Raw genomic sequence first — 18,691 nt, 5'->3', positions numbered from 1 at the left:
TATACTGCGCGCTGTCCCGTTTTTTTCACGACCGCCATGCTGACATTGCAGGACTACCTAGCGCTGGCCGGCCCCGCGCCGGACAAGCACATCGCCTACGGCACCGCGCCGTCGCAGTTCGTCGAGCTGTTCCTGCCTCCCGGCGATGGTCCGTTCCCCGTGGTTGTGCTGATCCACGGCGGCTGCTGGACCGTGCAGTATGGCGGCATCGCGCAGATGCGCAACCTCGCCGCCGCGCTGACCGCGCAGGGCGTCGCCGTGTGGAACGTCGAATACCGGCGGCACGACGAGGAGGGCGGCGGGTATCCCGGCATGTACCAGGACGTGGCGACGGCCGTCGACCTGCTGCGCACCGAGCCGATGCTGGACCTGACGCGCGTCGTCGCTGTCGGTCACTCCGCCGGCGGCCACCTGGCGCAGTGGGCCGCGTCGCGCCACCGCCTGCCGACATGGAGCCCGGCATGGATGCCGGCGCCGGTGCGCATTCCCACGGTGATCAGCCTGGGCGGCCTGGCGGACCTGCGCAACCAGGCGGCACTGATCCAGTGCAGCTGCGAGCGGAGCACGGCGCAACTGGCCGGCGAGCCGAGCGCCATGCGGCCGGACGTGTTCGCGGACACGTCGCCGGCCGAGATGCTCCCGGCCGGCATCCGCACGGTGCTGATCCACGGCGAGCATGACGACGTGTCGCCCGTCGCCGCCGGCGAGGACTACGCGCGCCGGGCCCGCGCAGCCGGCGATGCGGCCGAAGTCATCGTGCTGCCGGGCGGCAGCCATTACGACGAGGTGGCGGCCAGCTCGCCCTGCTGGCCCATCGTCGAGACGGCGATCCGCCAGGCGCTGGCGCTCAAGGGATGATCCCGAACAGCTCCAGCCGCAAGCCTTTCATGCCGGTCGGCGCATAGATCGTGATCGCCTGCGCCTTCAGCATGTCGTCGTACAGATCCCCTTTCGCGATCAGCGCGAAGTAGTACGTGTTGGGCCGCACCGGCACCTCCGCAGGCACCTGCGGCATGTGCACCACTTCCACACCGGGCATCGCGATGCCGATCAGGCGCTCGACGGCATCCGGCGAACCGATCTTCAGCCGCAGCGGCACGGCCGCCACCAGCTCCAGCGCCGCCATGTCCGCGCTGACGGCCAGGCACAGCTCCGTGCGGCGGTCAATGCGCGCCGGATCGAGCACGCCGTGATGGTGGGTGGTCTTGCGCTCGTCCTGCGTCAACGGGATCGTGAAGTAGCGCGACGAGATCACCGTGTCGATCAGGTCGCGGATCATGTGATCGAGCCGCTCGAACGCGGGGCCGGGATTGTCATGCTCGTAGGCCGGCAGTTCGGACAGCGGGTACTTCGGCGAGAACGTCATCAACGCGCCGGCCAGCGCCACCAGCTTGTCGAACACGTGCTCGGGATGATGCTGCCGATAGCGTGCGCAGTGGGTCAGCGGCGCGGCGGCCGTGCAGATCACGTTGAGCATCCAGAACGACGAGAAGTCGCCGCCATGCACCTCGAACGCCTGGCGCTCGTTCTGGCGATGGCGCTCGTACAGCGCGGTGATCTTCGCATTCAGCTTGGCCAGCAGCGCATCGAGCAGCACCGGCAACCCGGCCGCCGTATGCAGCGTCACCGATGGCGGTATGAACGAAGGATCGAGTTCGAAGCCGCCGGCCACGGCACGGCGGATGCGCACGACGGGGAAGGCGTGATACGCGCCGCGCGCGGCCGATTCGGGCAGCAGGCGGAGGTTTTTCTTCAGGTACGTGACGGGCAGTGGAAGCGAGCGTGAAAAGAGATCGCCCGTTTCGACGTCCGCCTGCACGTAGCGTCCCTCGGCACCGAGGTTGCCGCCGTGTGCGTTCAGGATCGGTAGCGCAGCGTAGTAGGTGAATGTGGACTGCTCGGCGGGTAGGTCGGTCAGGTCCACCTGCTCGGGCGGTGGGTCGGACAGCGGCGCGTCGTAGACCTCGCCGTCCTGGAACAGCAGCGACAGCGCCTCCGGCTGCAGGATCTTATTGGCCAGCATGTCAGTGTTCCATTCCGCCCGGCGCACCCCCCATATGCAAGGGTGGATCGACAAGGCCATCTGCTGCAGGCGCGTTTCGTGATACCGGTCCAGTTGTTGCAAATGTTGCGGCCCAACGGTCAGACCGGCCGACCATAGCACTTTCGAGGGGATTCCCATGATTCTCCTTTCGTGTCAACCCATACAGCATGAATGTTTCGCGGAGGAATTCCATTGACCAGCCTCAAATTGCCTATCGGTAAGGTGCAGATAATGGATTTCCCATCCTTCGCGGAGCCGCCATGGAAGACTTGCTGCCTTACTACGAGCGCGAACTCGTGTTATTGCGTCGCTATGCGTCCGAATTCGCCGGTCGCTTTCCCCGCGTGGCCGGGAGGCTCAGGAGTGGCGGCGACGACCCGCAAGTTGAACGCGTCCTGCAGGGCGTGGCGCTACTGTCGGCCCGCGTGGCGAAGCGCCTCGACGACGGCTATCCTCAATTTACCGAGGCGCTGCTTGAAGCGCTGTTCCCGCACTACCTGCGCCCATTCCCGTCGTGCGCGATCGCCAGTTTCGAGTCCCCGCGCGAGCTGAGTACGGTACGTGTCATCCCGCGCGGCACCGAATTGCATTCGGCACAGTCTGAAAACGGCGTGCACTGCCGGTTCCGCACCACTACGGAAGTGACCCTCGCTCCGCTGGACATCGCAGCCGCCACATTCGAACCGTTAATCGCGGCGCCTGCCGGCACCCGCCTGCCATCCGACGCCACGGCGGCACTGTCCATCACGATTCGCTCGGAATCTCAGCGTTGCTCCCTCGCGAGCGTCGCGCTGGACCGCCTGCGCGTGCACATCGACGGAGATCCTTCGTTTTGCGCGGCGCTGCGCGACGCCCTTTTCATGCACGCCGGCGCTGCCTTTGTCGAGGCTGAAGATGGGCGTTGGATCCCGCTTCCGGCAGTACCGCTGGCCGCCGTGGGGTTCGCGGATGAAGAGGCGCTGATCCCGTACGGCGACCGCTCCCATCCGGCGTGGCGGGTACTGACCGAGTTCTTCTGCTTTCCGGACAAGCACCGGTTCTTCGATGTGGACCTGGCGGCCCTGCGACCGTTGATGCTGAAACAGGCACGCAGCGTGACGCTGCATCTTGCGTTGTCGCAGCTGCGCCCCGATGGCGCTACGGCGCGCATGCTGCGCATGCTGGAAGCGTCGAACCTGCGCCTGTTCTGTACCCCGGTCGTCAATCTGTTCAGGCATGCGGCGAAGCCGATCGCTGTGACCCACACGTCAGCCGATTATGCGGTGGTACCCGATGTTGCCCGGCCCCAGGCCTACGAGGTGTACACGGTCGACTCTGTGCGCAAGCTGGGCAAGGGCAGCGAGGGCTCGGTGGAGTTCTCGCCGCCGCATGCGCCGGGCGGCGCGGCACGGCAAGGGTATCACTGGACGTTGCGGCATGACGAGATGGTCGCAGCGGTCAGCCCGGGTTACGAGAAACGCATGTCGCTAATCGACGCCGATGCCGATGTCGATGCACAGGAATCGACTATCGTCAGCGTCGGCATCACCTGCACCAATCGAGACCTGCCGATGCACATGATGACGGGTACCGGCGGCAGGGAACTTGTCATCGGCGACATCGCCGATGGGTTGCCGATCCGCCTGCTGGCGGCGCCCAGCGGGCCCTGTCGGGCGGCCCCGGCACAAGCACACCAGCGCTTGATCTCCTACCTGACGCTGAGCCATCACGCACTGGTGCCGGATGGCCTGCCGGCGCTGCACGAGTTACTGAGGCTGCACGACTTGCCCCAATCGCCAATCACGCAGCGCATGATAGACGGCATCGTCGGTCTCGATCATGCCGTCAAGACTGCGTGGATGCGGCACGATCACGGCTCATCGCTTGCCTACGGCATCGAGGTGCGCATCACGATCGATGAAGAAGCGTTCGCCGGTAGCGGCATCCATCTGTTCGCACAGGTGATGGATCAGTTCCTCGCGCTGTACGTCCAGGTGAACCATTTCGTCGAACTGGTGCTGCTGTCGCAGCGTCAAAAACGGGAGATCTTGCGATGCAAGCGACGCAGTGGGAACGCGAGCCTGGCGTGATTGGCCAGTTGTTCGCCGAGCCGTGGCGTTTCAGCTTCACGGCGGCGGTGACACTGCTGCTGCGCTGGCTGATACGTCAAGGCGTGCCGCATGAGGAAGCGCTGACCAAGGTGCTTTGCTTCCAGAACAGCCTGTCGCTGGCTTTTCCTGCCGCCGAGGTGGAAGCGCTGCGCATCGACGACTTCGATGCCGGCCATCGGGTGGTATTGACGCCAACTTGTTTCGGCCTGCTGGGGACCGGCGGCGTGCTGCCCCTGCACGACACGGACCGGTGCGCGCACGTCGCCACGCGCAGCGACGCAGGTTCGCGCGCGTATCTCGACAGCTGCTCGACGCGGATCGTGACGCTGTTCTGGCAGGCGTGGGCAAAGCCGCGCCTGGAGCTAGCGCCCGAAGCGGAGGGCCGTGACGCCTCCCACGAACTGCTGCGTGGTCTCGCCGGCAGGCAGGACTGCCGGAAGGACGCCAGCGCCTGGCACGCTGGTTTGCTGCGCATGCGTCCCGTCTCGGGCGACGGCATCGAGCGGATCGTGGCGGGCGGCCTTGGCTTGCCGGTGGTGGTCGAAACGCTCGCAGGCTTTTGGGATGGGATTCTGCCTGGGCAGCGCAACACGCTGGGCGGCCCGAACCCGGTGCTCGGCCACAGCTTTGTGCTGGGAACGAGGTTGTGGCGCATCGACCGCCGCCTGCGGCTCGTCATCGGCCCATTGAACCGCAACGATTTCGATCGGATGCTGCCGGGAGAGCCAGGCGCGAAGCAGCTTCGCGAACTGCTGATGCTGGCCACGCCGCAATGCATGCTCGATTTCGAGATATGCCTGCTCCCGGCAGAAGGGTGCATTGCTCCACTGGTGCTCGCTGACGAGTCGTCCGTCATGCGCCGGCTTGGCTACGACACCGTGCTGGCCGGCCCCGCACCGGCGCAGCGGAAGGTGCGCTACCTGCTCGATCTTTCACCGGAAGGGAATCCCCCATGCCACTAATAAGCAATAAGGCGTTCGCGGCCGCAGCCGGGGCATTGCAACAGAGCGGCCGACTTCTGAAGGTAGCGTTTCCGCACAACGACGGGCCGGCTGCCGCCCTTGCGGTCAACTCGCTGTTCGCGCAGGAAGAACTCTCGCGTGGCTTTCGCTTCGACGTGGAGCTCCTGTCGGACGACGTCTCGATACCCTTGAAGGCGATGATCGGCAGGATGATGACGGTCTCGCTGTTGCGCGACGACGGCAGCGTACGGCATTTCAACGGATACATAACTGAGTTCCGCTACATGAAGACCGATGGCGGCTTCGTGTACTACTACGCGGTGCTCGAGCCGTGGTTGGCGTTTGCGAAGCTGCGCAAGAACTGTGTATCGTTCAAAGGACGCAGTGTGACGGAGGTTACCGAGCTGGTCTTCGCTCAGTATCCGCAGCACGACTGGAAGACGTGCATGCAGGCGGAGGACCCGAAGGTCTCGTACATGAATCAATATAACGAGACCGATTACAACCATCTACATCGGCGCTGGGAGACCGCGGGGTTCTATTATTGGTACGAGCATCGTGCCGATGGACATACGTTGTGGTTGGCGGACGACAGCACGATGGCCGCCGCGATCGATGCGTGTGGCTCGCGCGAGGTGGATCCTGGCTCAATCCCCTTTCGCGCCTTCGGCGGCTCCTACGAGCGCGACGGCATCAGCCAGTGGCAGGCCGTGCGCCGCATGGGATCGGGCGCGACAGCGCTGGCAAGCTTCGATTACAAGCGGCCGGCCCCGTACATCGCCGGCCGCGAATCGGAGAACCGCCAGGGCGACGCTGTACCGTCGTATGAGTTGTACGAAAACCTGGGCGAATACGCGTACCGCAGCGGTGCCGACGGTGAAGCGATGGCCCGACGGCGGATGGAAGAGGCGGACCGGATGACGCAGTATTTCGAGGCCGCGGGCAACGATCGTTCCGCAATGCCGGGCCGCTGCTTCAAGCTCACCGAGCACCACAGTTCGACGATGAAGTGGCCGGTACGGAACGTGGCATTGCGGGACCCCATCGGTCAGCGTGATTACCTGATCATCAGCGTGCGTCACTGGGCCGGTAACAACATCCACTCGTCCGAGGCGGAGCCTTCATACTATAAGAATGAGCTGACTTGCCAGCGCAAGGCGATAAGGTGGCGCCCCGGCCGGAACTTCCACAGCGAGCCGCCGCCGGCGCCCGGCGTGCAGACCGCGATCGTGACAGGTCCGCAGGGCGAGGAGATCTACACGGATGGTTATGGCCGCGTGAAAGTACAGTTCCACTGGGATCGGGCGAGCAAGCGCGACGAGAACAGTTCGGCGTGGGTACGCGTGGCAATGCCGATGGCGGGGCGCGAGTTCGGCCAGGTCGGCCTGCCCCGAGTCGGCCAGGAGGTGGTGGTGCAGTTCCTTGGGGAGAATCCGGACCGGCCGATCATTACGGGGCTCGTCTACAACGAGCACCATCACGCACCGTGGGCGTTGCCGGGACAATGCGCATTGTCCGGGCTGCGGTCGAGGGAGCTGGCGGGCCAGCGTTGCAACCAGATGGTTTTGGACGATACCAACGGGCAGATTCAAGCCCAGTTGAGGAGTGATCATTTGCATAGCCAGCTGGCGCTGGGCGATATCCATCGGCTCGATACGACCGCGGGACATCTCGAGAGGCGGGGTGAGGGGTTCGAGCTGAGGACCGATGGGCATGGCGTGATGCGGGCCGCGATGGGTATGGTGGTTACCACTGAGCCGCGGACGGCAGGTGCGGGCGCAGTAAAAGCGATGCCGGATACCTTGCGGCGGCTGGCGCAAGCACAGGCACAGCACGAATCCATGGCAAAGCTCGCGCAGCAGCATGACCAGCAGGAGGCCGGCGCCCAGGCCGATACCGCGAGCGCGCTTGCGAAGCAGAACGACGGTATCAAAGGAAGCGTGTCAAAGCTTCCCGAACTGTCGTCTCCCCATCTGGTCATCAGCAGCTCCGCGGGAATTGCCACAGCCGCGGAGCAATCGGTGCACATTGCGAGTGGCGAGCAGCTTGCACTGACATCGGCACAGAACGTATCGGTCGCTGCATTTGGCGGACTGTTCGCGAGCGTGCGGCAGGGGCTGCGCATGTTCGTACACAAGGTTGGCATGAAGTTGATCGCCGCCTCGGGGGACGTGGATATTCAGGCTCTCTCGAACAGCATCAACCTGCTGGCAAAGCTGAACATCATCCAAAGTGCGAACCGCATCACGATTACTGCGAAGGATGAGATCGTCCTGAATGGCGGGGGAAGCTATATCAAGCTCGGTGCCGCGGGGATCGAGCAAGGCAGCAAAGGGAAGGTGACGGTTCATGGAGCGAAGCACGAATTCCTCGGCCCGAAGAATCTGAACGTGGCAAATACGATGCCGCCGCAAAGCGAGCAGCAGGGGAAAGCGATGTTCAACCTGGGAAGCCACGCGGCCGCAAGTGGAAGACCGCAAGCCGGCGTTCCGTACAAGTTGTACAAGGATGGTGCCCTCGTCGAGGAAGGGAAGCTGGATGAGACGGGCAGCTTTGCGTTCGAACACGAGAACGATACGGATTCCAAATATGCCGTCGAACTGCCGAGTGGCGATACCTATGAGGTTGAAGCCGGCGAGCAGCTGGCGCCACACCAGGTCAGCTCAGGTATGGGGCACCATGGCTACGAGCCATCCGGGCCATCCCTGACGAAAAACGCTGCTTCGTTGGAGGAGGATCGCCTGCTCTCCAACCCGGCTATGCGGAACATCAGCTAAGGAGGCGGCGATGGGCATGAATGACAACGCCGATCGGTACAAGCAGACCCTTTTCTATCGCAAAGGTCTGCCTCCACAGCAGTGTCTTACCCAACCATGGTGGGTGCGAACACCAGAGCCCGTGTATTCAGCTGTGCACGCATGCTTGCTCGAGCCATTGATCTGCGGTGAAAACGTATTTCGCAGCATTGCCGCGGACATCTACAAGGCCAAGAAATCAGTCGACATCATCACTTGGGGATTCGATCCTGGCATGGTACTGGTGCGAAATGGGAGCGCCCAGAAAGGCCAGCGGTTCGGTGATCTGCTGAGGAACGTCGCAAGCCGTAAGAAGAATCCGATCACTGTGCGGATACTCGTATGGCACGATAATCCGCTGTCGCAAAAGATGATGAAGAATGTTCCAGGCTTATATGGGGAGCACTTTCCTGCTGTCGGTTGTGGCGCCAGCGGGTATTACAGTTCCGCGCATCAGCGCTATAACGCAAGGTGGTTTGAGGCGGTCGCCGCGGGTGAAATTCCAAACATTGATTTCCGCGTTCGCTCGCTGTCGATCGTTCACTTGAACGCATGCTTGAAGAACGAGCCTTCCGTACCCTGGAATGCCAACGCCAGGATAGCAGCGATGTATGCGACACATCACCAGAAGATGATGCTGATCGACTACGAGATGCCTGAGGTCGCGAGAGGCTACGTTATGGGACACAACTGCGTCACCGATTTCTGGGATACGGCGGATCACCCGTTCCAGAGTCCCTTGCGTGAGCGCTTCTTCAGGGAGGAGCCCGCAGGGTTGGCGAAACGCTATAAGAGCCCCGAGCCCATGGACTTCCAAGGATCCGGTATCTACTCGCCCGGTTACAGGCTGGCGACAACTGGCGCGGAGGAGCGCAGGGAAGCGTTGGCGCGCCACCTCGACAGGATCAGCTTTGTTGCCAAACCCTATCAGGACGTCTCATGTCGAGTACGTGGCCCAATCCTGGCTGACATGAACCATAACTTTTGCCAAGCGTGGCAGGCCTCCGACCAGATTCGTTCGATGACTCGCGAACTGTTCATGCTTGCGCTGGCGCCCGTTCGAGTGCCCTTGAGGCACGGCATGCGGCAGGTTTTTCCGCCTGATTACGATTCTGCGATGGTGAAAAGGCGTGCCGAGATCCCATGGCAAGCCTATGTTCTCGGCAACGGCAAGCACAGCGCTCAACTCTTGAGGACACAGCCCGAGCACGGCGAGAAGAGCATTAAGGAATGCTATGCGAACCTGACGCGGCAGATGCGGCACTACATCTTTATCCAGAACCAGTACGTGCAGTACGAGCCATGGGCCGAGCATCTGAAGCAGTGTGTGCAGCAGATGCGGAGTGCGGGTTATTCAAAAGACGTGTACGTCTTCATATTGACATCGACACCTGAGCGCGATGGCATGGACCTGCATACGTATGAGGTCGCGTCCGGGATCGGACAGAGCGAGAGGATGAAGGTGGAGCACGCGGACGCCGTGGAGAAGGCACGCATGGGGAAGGCGAAGATGCCGATCTCACCGCAGCAGATGAAGGCGCACGGGATCCATGTGGTGATGGGATCGCTTTGGACTTGTGCCGCAAAGAACGAGCAATGGCCGCTGCTGCCGGAGGAGTACGAGGAGATCTACATTCACGCCAAGGTGGCGATCGTGGACGACGTGGCGTTCACCATAGGGTCGGCAAACCTCAACCTGCGAAGCATGGCGATCGACAGCGAGCTCAACCTTCTGAGCAACGCACAGGATGTCGCGTTTGCGGTGCGAGGCGAACTTTTCAATCAGTGTTCTACGACGACTGGCCCGGCTCAGTACGGAGACATGAAAAAGACACTCGAAGCATGGGCGCAGCAGATGTCCCGAAATTTTGAGAGTAGGTCGATGGGCGCAGCGCTTGGCAGCCAGATTATGACGTTCTACGTGGACCGGAAACCCGGTTCTCCAGTGGTGTAGGGTATGAAGAACCGTTTCCGATACTACCTGATGGTGGGCGCTGCATTAGCTGGCCTTGCCCTCATAACCTATCTCACTTTTGATCATGCGAGGTACAGTGCCATGCATAAGCACCCCCAAGGGTTACGCCGATTTAGCGTGACGGATCCGCCTCCCGCTTGTGCACGCTGGAAGGATCACATGCCAAAACATCGCGATCCGTCCGTGTTTCGTCTGTACATCGAGGCGCGCAAACTTTGGCGCAGTAAGATCGAATGGCAGCTTACCCGCGATGAGACACAGCGGATTCTGATAGACGTGCAGACCGCAGCAGAAAAGGGCGACTGGGGCGCTAAAGCGCTATTGGCGCATTTTTTCAGGGAGGGGTTAGGTCCGCTCCCTGAAAATCAGGCGCAAGTACCTGACGCGGATGAGGCGGTCGCTATTACTCGTACCGCAGTTGCCGCGGGTCAGCCGTGGGGCTACTACGATCTTGGGGTAGCGCATGAACATGGTTATGGTGGGGCAGTCTATGACGAGGATATTGCTTGGTCATACTACTTGAGAGCGGCTGAGCTAGGTAGTCCCGAGGCTCAGATGGCGTTAGCCGGGGCGTACGGGCAAGCAAGGAGGTTTGCGGACGAAGAACACATGCTTAAGTGCGCGTTTGCGCAGGGGCACGGGCCGGCAGCATATACGCTAGCTATGAGACAGGAGATATTAGGTAACCATTTGGAAGCTGCAAGACTATTTCAAGAAGGTGTGAAGTTCGGCCATCGGGAGAGTGCCTCATCCCTTTGGCTACTATTTGCTAACGGTTACTGGAGCTGGAAGCACGAAGTGGAGAGGCTGAAGGCACTTGGTTTTCACGTGGACGCGCAGCGCGCCAGCAGGTACGAAGCAATAAGTGAAGCTCTACTAATCAATCCAGACTTAAAGTTAGCACGCATTGATGAGGTCCTTCCACTCCCTCCACAGGAACTGCCTCCATGGGGAGCTGTTACGGACGCTGTAGAGCCCGAATCTTCTAGTCAACCGACGTACTGATGCAAAGGTAAATTCGATCTTGCCCCTGCATTACCGGACACAGCCTATCGCTTAATTAGCGCCGATCTGAGCCGGCGGGTTAGCTCTTTCCTGTACATGCGCGGCGATCGGTATCCCAGTGCGGAGTGCGGATGGACCTCATTAAAATGCTCGAAAGCGGCAGGCATCTGCCGCAGGACGATGGCGGCGTTGCAGCGGTCCATCTGGCTGACGTAATCGCGTTCAAACGTGTTCACGAAGCTCTCAGCCATGTCATTCGACTGAGGGCTGCATACCGGCGTGTGCACCGGCTTGATGCCCAAATCCTTCGCCAGTGCGTGCGTGTCTTTTGCCCGGAAAGTGCCGCCATTATCGGCGAGAAATTCAAGCTCCACATCACCATCGACTTTCGCGTCACCGAAGCGGGCCTCGACGCCCTCGACCAGCATATCGCGCACGGGTTCTCCAGGCAGCCCTTGGCTGGGCCATGCGCGCCACGAGATGATCTCGCCATCGCAGCAGTCCTTCAAGAAGACGCCGGTCACGACCTCCCCGTTATCACAGCCGATCTCGAAGCCATCGGAGCACCAGCGTCGATTCGGTTCGGTGACGGCCACCATGCCGTCATGGACGCGGATATTGGCCACGCGCTTGGGCGCCTTCGGCAGCAACAGCGCAGGTGCCTTCATCACGCGATAAAACCGCTTGTGGTTAAGCGGCGCCAAGCCCGCCGCCGTGCGGCGGCGATTGACCACGGCGCCAGCACGTCGGTAGCCGTAGGTCGGCAGCTCGCCAATCTCGGAGCGCACCGCGTCAACAAGCGTCGGATCGGCAATCGGATTACTAACGCGCGCCGTCTGGCCATCGGGTCATTCGGCGGGACGCAGGTGCAAAGCAGCGATGTGCGAGCGCGCCACGCCCACCACCCGGCAGACCGTCTTCACCGGTCTTCCGTTGGCAATAACGGCACGCGCGCAATGAACTTTTTTGATCGCGCAATCTCCACCGCTTCTTTCAGGATTTCTGCTTCCAACGTCTTTTTACCCAACATACGCTGGAGCTGTGCGATCTCAGCGCGGGCCCGCTGCCAGTTTACTGGCAGGCACCACCGATTCGCCGGCCTGCACTGCCGTAAGCGCACCTTCGCGCTCGAGTTTGCGCCAGTTGAGCAGCAGGCTTGCGCTGCGCCGATGCTTGCAGGCCACGAGCGAAACGTTCATGCGTGGTTCGTACGTTTCCCTCACCAGCGCAGCCTTTTCGGTCGTGCTCCAACGGCGGCGCCGCTCTTCGCTGAGGGTCACACTTCAATGGATTGTTTGCTTGCAGTCGTTTGTATAGTCGTATTCCTAGTCGTAAGAATAGCGCAGAGACCATGTCCGGTGTTTCAGGCGGCTATCTCAGTCTGCCTACTTCTCCCGTTTCTGCTCGATCGCATGCCTGGATCTCCGGTGGTGTAGTCATGAGAACCATCACATCATCTCGTCTCCGTGTTGCGACTCTTCTTGTTCTGACTTTGATCGGCATCTGGTATGCGGTAGATAAATGGAGGTACTCAAGGATGCACGCACTACCTGAAGGGCTCACAAGTTTTTATGTTGGCGACCCACCTCCCGCATGTGACGAATGGCGCAACCACATGCCAGGTCACCGCGATAAGGATGCCTTCGAACTCTATATCCGCGCGCGCAGGCTTTGGCGCAGCAAGATCGAGTGGCAATTGACCAAGGGTGAAACTCAGCAGATATTGAGGGACGTCCGCAGTGCGGCTGCGAAGGGAGACTGGGGGGCAAAGGCTTTGCTCGCTTACTTCTACCGCAACGGTCTTGGGCCTTTGCCGTCGAATCAGGTGCTGACCCCGGACGCGGATGCAGTGGTGGCAATAACCAGAGAGGCCGTGCGCGCGGGGCAACCGTGGGGGTATTACGACTTAGGCGTCGCTCATGAACACGGATACGGCGGAGCTGTTCATGACCAGAAGATCGCATGGGCATACTACTTGAAGGCCGCATCGCTCGGCAGTCCCGAAGCACAAATGGCGCTCGCGGACGCCTACAGTCGAGCAGGAATTCACAAGTACGCAGAGGTGATGCACCAGTGCGCCTTTGCACAAGGACATGGTCCGGCTGCGAGGGCGCTCGGAATGACCGCGAGGATCGAGGGGCGTGTGCAGGAAGCCATTCATCTGTACCAGGAAGGCGTAAAGATGGGCGGGCTCAGCTCTGTGGAAGTGATGTACCTGTTTTTCCTGGATGGCTCGTGGATGACGTCATCCGCAGCCGAAAAAAAGGAGCTGGAAGCGCTTAATGTAAGGTCGGACCCAGACCGGGCACAGCGATATGAGTCGCTCATGCGTGCCTTGCGCATTAACCCGGATCTGAAGTTCGGAAACCTCGACGCAGTGCTCCCGTTGCCTCCGCTCCCGCTACCGGAGTGGCATGGGGTCGAAGACGCACTGTCCGTTGAGCAGGAAGGCCCGCCTGCTTACTAGTGCACGAGCTAGAGAAGCAGGGGGGGAAATGAAAGCGCGCTTGCAAGGCTACAAAAAGGTGGTCACAGTGTTCGCAATCGTCTTTCTCTCTATGTATCTGCTCATTGAGCACGTCAGATACCGAGCGATGCATGAGCTTCCAAAAGGATTGCGTCGGTTCGACTTGATCGATCCACCTCCCGTGTGCGCACGGTGGAAAGAGCACATGCCTCGGTACCGTGACTCGGATGTCTTCCATCTGTATATCGCAGCACGTAAGCTTTGGCGCAGCAAGATCGAATGGCAGCTCACCAGCAAGGAGACACACCGGATTCTGGCTGATGTGAGCACCGCCGCGGAAAAGGGAGACTGGGGAGCGAAAGCGCTGTTGGCACACTTCTACCGGGAGGGATTGGGACCGCTTCCTGAGAATCAGGCGCAGCTACCCGACGGCGATAAGGCAGTTGCCATTGCGCGCGCGGCGGTAGCGGCGGGCCAGCCCTGGGGCTTCTATGACCTCGGGGTGGCGCATGAACATGGATATGGCGGTGCTGTCTATGATCAAGAAATCGCTTGGGCGTATTACCTGCGAGCCGCGCAACTGGGAAGCCCGGAAGCGCAAATGGCTTTGGCTGCGGCCTACGGCCAAGTGAGGAGGTTCGACGATGAAGAGCGCATGCTCCAATGCGCTGCTGCGCAAGCACATGGCCCCGCCGCGTACAGACTGGCGATCAGGCAGGAGGTTCTCGGAAATCACCGCGAAGCTGCCAAGCTATACCAAGAGGGTGTGAAGTTCGGAAGTGATGATAGTGCTACTTCGCTCGAAATGCTCTTCAAAAATGGCTACTGGATCGTCCAAAGCGAACGTGAAAACCTGAAGACTGTAGGACTGACCTCCGACCCCGAGCGCGCACAGCGCTACGGTGTCATAAGCGAAGCGCTTCGCCTTAATCCAGACCTTCGTCTGCCAAACTTGGATAAGGTGCTTCCGCTACCGCCGACGGACCTTCCACACTGGGATGGCATCGATGACGCGCTGGAACCTGAAGGCCCCGCGCCGCCAGCGTATTAAAGTCGAGCCGATGCCTAAGGCCGCCCCACCCTCAATACTCATCATACTTCCGCGCATCCCCTTTGACCCGCGCCGCCGGATACTTCTCCCCATTCATCCGCATCTTCTCCAATGCCGCCTCACGCAAATCCACATCCATCTTGTCGGCCAACTGCACGAGATACAGCAGCACATCGGCCAGCTCATGCCGCACGCCTTCGCGCTTGCGTTCATCGAGTTCATCGAGGGCGCCAGTTGGCAGCCACTGGAAGTGTTCGACCAGCTCGGCCACTTCGACGGACAGCGCCATCGCCAGGTTCTTCGGTGTATGGAACTGCTGCCAGTCGCGCTCCGCGGCAAATGTCCGGGTGAGGTCGCGCAGCGCCGTCAGCGTATCGGGGTGCGGCGCGGTCACGGCACGTCCTTCTGCATGAAGACCGACAGCGGGTCCTCCGGATAGTCGCCGAACGCGCCGCGGTGCTTGTAGCCCATGCGTTCGTACAGTGCCAGCGCTTCCGGCATCGTCGGCCCCGTCTCCAGCATGAAGGTGCGGCAGCCGTGCGCCAGCGCCTGCTCTTCCAGCGTGGCGATCAGCTTGCGCGCCAGGCCCTGGCCGCGCGCTTCAGGGCGCACGTACATCCGCTTGATCTCGCCGTATGCGGGCGTCACGACCACTGCGGCACAGCCCAGCGCTGCGCCGCCGCCGTCGCGCGCCACCGCGAACAGCACGTTCGGTTGCAGCAGCGAGGCGATGTCGAGCGCGTACACGTTCTCCGGCGGGTATAGCGAGTACAGGTAGGAATCGAGTTCGGCGATCAGCGCATGGACGTCCGGCTGATCCGGTGTTTCAAAGGCGATGTGCATGGGAATTCGACGTGTTTTTCCGGGAATCGTTGATGTTATCATCCCCGCGCCGCCCGTTCGGGGTCGACCGGGGGCAAGACATCTCACAAGGATCGTAATGAAACCGCTTCTCTCCCAAGCCGTTGCCTTGACTCTTGGTTCCGCGCTGTTGATCGCCAACCCGGCCGTGTCGGCGGCCAGTGCGCCACGTGCGGAACAGGCATGGCTGTCCCAGGCCGATGCGCAGGCGCGCTCGGAACGCGTGTCGAATGTCGCCTACCAGCTCGACTTCGCGCTGACCGGCAAGGAGACGTTCGCCGGCACCACCACGTTGCAGTTCGACCTCAACGACGCCGGCTCGCCGCTCACGGTGGACCTGAACAAGGCCACGATCAAATCCCTGACCGTCAACGGCAAGAGCGTTACGCCGCAGTACAACAACTGGTTCATCACGCTTGCCGCGGCCGACCTGAAACAGGGCCGCAACACGGTCGTCGTCAGCTACGAGCGTGCGCACAGCACCAATGGCGAGGGATGGCACCGGATGGTCGACCCGGTGGATGGCCGCGTCTATACGTACTCGCACTTCGAGCCCGCCGGCGCGCAGCAGATGTTTGCCGTGTTCGACCAGCCGGACCTGAAAGCGACGTACCAGGTCAACGTCACCGCGCCGGCGGACTGGGTCGTCGTGTCGACCACGCGCGAGACGAAGGTCGAGGATGGCGCGGGCGGCAAGCGCTGGACGTTCCCCGTGTCGAAGAAGCTGTCGCCATATAACTTCTCGCTGCACGCGGGCCCATACAAGATGTGGGAGGACAGCAGCGGCAAGTATCCGATGCGCCTGTTCGCGCGCCAGTCCGTCGCTGCCCAGATCGAGGCGCCCGAGTGGTTCAAGTACACGAAGCAGGGCCTGGCCTTCTTCGACGAGTACTTCGGCATTCCCTACCAGTTCGAGAAGTATGACCAGCTGCTGGTGCCGGACTTCCTGTACGGTGCGATGGAAAACGCCGGCGCCGTCACGTTCGCGGAAAACCGCTTCCTGCACAAGGACAGGATGACGGCCGACCAGCGGCATACGCTTGCGGCCGTAATCATGCACGAGATGGCGCACCAGTGGTTCGGCGACCTGGTCACGATGAAGTGGTGGAACGGCCTGTGGCTGAACGAGAGCTTCGCGTCGTTCATGGGCACGCTGGGCACGGCCGAGGCGACCGAATTCAAGAACGCGTGGCAGTACTTCTACAGCACCGGCAAGACTGGCGCTTACAAGCAGGACGAGTCGTTCGCCACCCATCCGATCGAGGTGCCGGTGGCGACGACGGCGAACGCGTTCGACAACATCGATGCGATCACGTATTCGAAAGGCGCGTCCACGCTCAAGCAATTGCGCCATCTGCTTGGCGAAGAGACGTTCCGCCGCGGCGTGCATGACTACCTCGTCAAGTACCAGTACCGCAATGCGAAGCTGGAAGACTTCATCGGCAGCCTGGGCGAGGCGGCCGGCCGCGACCTGTCGCAGTGGACGCGGGAGTGGCTGTACCAGCCGGGCGTGAACACCGTGACGGCGCGTTACACGTGCAAGGGCGGCAAGATCGATGCGTTCAGTCTCGCGCAGAGCGCCGGTGCCGACTATCCCGTGCTGCGCGAGCAGCGCGTGCAGGTGGCATTGTTCCGCAAGCAGGGCAAGGCGTTGGCGCTGGATCGCAAGGCGGCCGTCACCTACAAGGGGGCCAGCACTGGCGTGCCGGAGCTCGTGGGTGCCGCGTGCCCGGATCTCGTTTATCCGAACTACGAGGACTGGGGCTATGCGAAGGTGCAGCTGGACCAGCGTTCGTCCGCCACCGCGCGCGCGGACGTCAGCAAGGTCGGCGAGCCGCTGCTGCGCGCGATGCTGTGGCAGAGCATGTGGGAAGGCGTGCGCGACGGAGGATTGCCGCTGAACGAATTCATGCAGACGGCCTTGAACAACGCGGCCCGCGAAGAAGACTATGCGCTGCTTGGCAGTGTGCTGGAGAAGGTGCTGAACGGCATGGCCTACCTGCAGAAGATGGCACCAGCTGGCGCGTACACGAGCAAGACGGCGCAGGCGCTGGAGGCCATGGCGTGGCAGGGCGTCCAGCACGGCAAGGATGAGAACTTCCGCCGACTGTGGCTCGGCACCTATGTCGCCATCGCCAGCACCCAGCCGGCGCTCGACCGTCTTGCCGGTTTGCTGGAGGGACGTGGCGTGCCGCAGGGCGTCGCCGTCAACCAGGACGTGCGCTGGGCAATCGTGCAGCGGGTTTCGGCGCGTGCGCATCGCGACGCCGGCAAGCTGCTCGCCGCCGAGGAGGCGCGCGACAACTCCGATGCCGGCCAAGCTGCCGCGCTGGCGGCAAAGGTCGCACGTCCGGATCCGGCGGTGAAGGCCGAGTGGCTGGGCACGATCACGGATCTGCAGACGAAGCTGCCGTTCTCGCGCATCCGCACGGCGATGGAAAATCTGTATCCGGCGGCACAGACGTTGCTCAACGAGGAAACCGCGGTCAAGCGCCTGGCGCAGCTGCCGCAGCTGGACAAGGTCGCCGGCCACGTCTACATGCGCACCTATGCCACGATGATGATCCCCGCCACGTGCACGCCGCAAAGCGTGCAGCGGCTGACGGATGCTGCGGCCCAGCTGAAAGACCTCAGTGCCCGCACGCGCCGCGCGCTGCTGGAAACCGAGCAGGAGGATGCGCGCTGCGTGGGCATCCGCAAGGCGATGACGGTGCCGCTGGGTTGACCGTTACGTCACGATGAAAACGCCGGCAAGCAAGCCGGCGTTTTTTTCAGCACGAGTATCATTGCGCCCAGTCTTTGAATGCGTCCGGGACCGTGCGCAGATACACTGTCGCGGTGACGATCCACAGCGCGGTCAGGCCGAGTATCAGGTAGCCCACCCAGCGCGGCGTCGCTGCCGGCGGCGGTCCATTGCGATTGGCCGCGGCGGCGCCGGGCATCGCGCACAGCAGGATGGCCAGCAGGACGTTCAGCAAGGGCACGAGCCACGCGATCGCGAGCCAGCCCGGCATCTCCAGGTCGCGCAGGCGCCGCACGCTGAAGAGAAGTAGTGGGACAAACACCAGCGCCAGGTTCGTGACACCGGAAGCGGCGGCGCTCGCGGCGTCGCCATATGCCGCGGCCCACGTGCCTGCGCCGTACGACGCCAGCGAACCGGCCGGCAGCAGCAGAAGCAGTGCGGCGAAATAAGGAATACGGCGCATCCGTGTCAGCAGTAAGTCGGGCTGGGCGGAAGAAGGCAGCGCGTCGGACATCTTTCTCTCCAGAAAATTGATAAGAGCCCGATGCTGTCATGGCGCTGCGGTAGCCGTTCTGATCCTGTACAAGAGCGCGAACGGCACTGTGTCGCGCAGTTCCTGTAGAGCCCCTCCACTACACCTGACTTTTGATTTCAATCAAAGTTTCATTGCTGAAGCACCCGCTAGGATGAATCAACCC

Annotated in this window: 13 protein-coding genes and 1 pseudogene; 9 read left to right on the top strand and 5 right to left on the bottom strand. The window is 61.9% G+C overall.

Annotated features, from left to right (window positions below; all coding sequences use genetic code 11):
* Nucleotides 1-36: 36 nt before the first annotated feature.
* On the top strand, nt 37-858 hold the full coding sequence (locus tag IP92_RS18360) for an alpha/beta hydrolase family protein (RefSeq protein WP_145877679.1): 822 nt from the start codon (nt 37-39) through the stop codon (nt 856-858).
* On the opposite strand, the gene tssK is transcribed toward IP92_RS18360, so the two are convergent.
* On the bottom strand, nt 848-2,182 hold the full coding sequence (tssK, locus tag IP92_RS18355; RefSeq protein WP_145877676.1) for a type VI secretion system baseplate subunit TssK: 1,335 nt from the start codon (nt 2,180-2,182) through the stop codon (nt 848-850). The genes IP92_RS18360 and tssK overlap by 11 nt on opposite strands.
* Nucleotides 2,183-2,304: 122 nt before the next feature.
* Here tssK and tssF point away from each other — a divergent pair, with 122 nt between their 5' ends.
* The 5 genes from tssF to IP92_RS18330 are packed head-to-tail and all read left to right on the top strand — an operon-like array spanning nt 2,305 to nt 10,871.
* Nucleotides 2,305-4,113 (top strand): type VI secretion system baseplate subunit TssF, encoded by a 1,809-nt coding sequence (tssF, locus tag IP92_RS18350; protein WP_145877674.1) that lies wholly within the window; start codon nt 2,305-2,307, stop codon nt 4,111-4,113.
* Nucleotides 4,077-5,096: a type VI secretion system baseplate subunit TssG gene (gene tssG, locus IP92_RS18345; RefSeq protein ID WP_145877671.1), complete on the top strand. Its 1,020-nt coding sequence runs from the start codon at nt 4,077-4,079 to the stop codon at nt 5,094-5,096. Before tssF ends, tssG begins: the two co-directional genes overlap by 37 nt.
* Entirely contained in the window at nt 5,087-7,873 is a 2,787-nt protein-coding gene (locus IP92_RS18340) for a type VI secretion system Vgr family protein (protein WP_229418845.1), read from the top strand. Before tssG ends, IP92_RS18340 begins: the two co-directional genes overlap by 10 nt.
* A 10-nt stretch (nt 7,874-7,883) precedes the next feature.
* Complete coding sequence (locus IP92_RS18335) at nt 7,884-9,845, top strand: phospholipase D-like domain-containing protein (protein ID WP_229418844.1); 1,962 nt, start codon at nt 7,884-7,886, stop codon at nt 9,843-9,845.
* 3 nt (nt 9,846-9,848) lie between these two features.
* On the top strand, nt 9,849-10,871 hold the full coding sequence (locus IP92_RS18330) for a tetratricopeptide repeat protein (protein ID WP_229418843.1): 1,023 nt from the start codon (nt 9,849-9,851) through the stop codon (nt 10,869-10,871).
* Nucleotides 10,872-10,915: 44 nt separating this feature from the next.
* Here the strand turns inward: IP92_RS18330 and IP92_RS18325 are convergent.
* Nucleotides 10,916-12,151 (bottom strand): annotated as a pseudogene (locus IP92_RS18325) (IS3 family transposase).
* 158 nt (nt 12,152-12,309) lie between these two features.
* On the opposite strand from IP92_RS18325, the gene IP92_RS18320 reads away from it, so the two are divergent.
* Nucleotides 12,310-13,338 (top strand): tetratricopeptide repeat protein, encoded by a 1,029-nt coding sequence (locus IP92_RS18320; RefSeq protein WP_229418842.1) that lies wholly within the window; start codon nt 12,310-12,312, stop codon nt 13,336-13,338.
* Between the two features lie 28 nt (nt 13,339-13,366).
* Entirely contained in the window at nt 13,367-14,389 is a 1,023-nt protein-coding gene (locus IP92_RS18315) for an SEL1-like repeat protein (protein ID WP_229418841.1), read from the top strand.
* 31 nt (nt 14,390-14,420) lie between these two features.
* Here IP92_RS18315 and IP92_RS18310 read toward each other — a convergent pair whose 3' ends face one another.
* A complete protein-coding gene (locus tag IP92_RS18310; RefSeq protein WP_145877669.1) occupies nt 14,421-14,783 on the bottom strand; it encodes a nucleotide pyrophosphohydrolase in 363 nt (120 codons plus the stop codon).
* Nucleotides 14,780-15,232, bottom strand: coding sequence for a GNAT family N-acetyltransferase (locus IP92_RS18305; RefSeq protein WP_145877667.1), 453 nt, complete (start codon nt 15,230-15,232; stop codon nt 14,780-14,782). The genes IP92_RS18310 and IP92_RS18305 overlap by 4 nt, the downstream gene beginning before the upstream one ends.
* A gap of 97 nt (nt 15,233-15,329) precedes the next feature.
* Here IP92_RS18305 and pepN point away from each other — a divergent pair, with 97 nt between their 5' ends.
* Nucleotides 15,330-17,975, top strand: coding sequence for an aminopeptidase N (gene pepN / locus IP92_RS18300; protein ID WP_145877664.1), 2,646 nt, complete (start codon nt 15,330-15,332; stop codon nt 17,973-17,975).
* A 58-nt stretch (nt 17,976-18,033) separates the two neighbouring features.
* Here pepN and IP92_RS18295 read toward each other — a convergent pair whose 3' ends face one another.
* A complete protein-coding gene (locus IP92_RS18295) occupies nt 18,034-18,507 on the bottom strand; it encodes a DUF805 domain-containing protein (RefSeq protein WP_145877661.1) in 474 nt (157 codons plus the stop codon).
* Between the last annotated feature and the right edge of the window lie 184 nt (nt 18,508-18,691).

Source organism: Pseudoduganella flava (assembly GCF_007830495.1).
In the GTDB taxonomy this organism is placed as follows: domain Bacteria; phylum Pseudomonadota; class Gammaproteobacteria; order Burkholderiales; family Burkholderiaceae_D; genus Rugamonas; species Rugamonas flava.
This window is presented reverse-complemented; position numbering and strand designations above follow the sequence as displayed.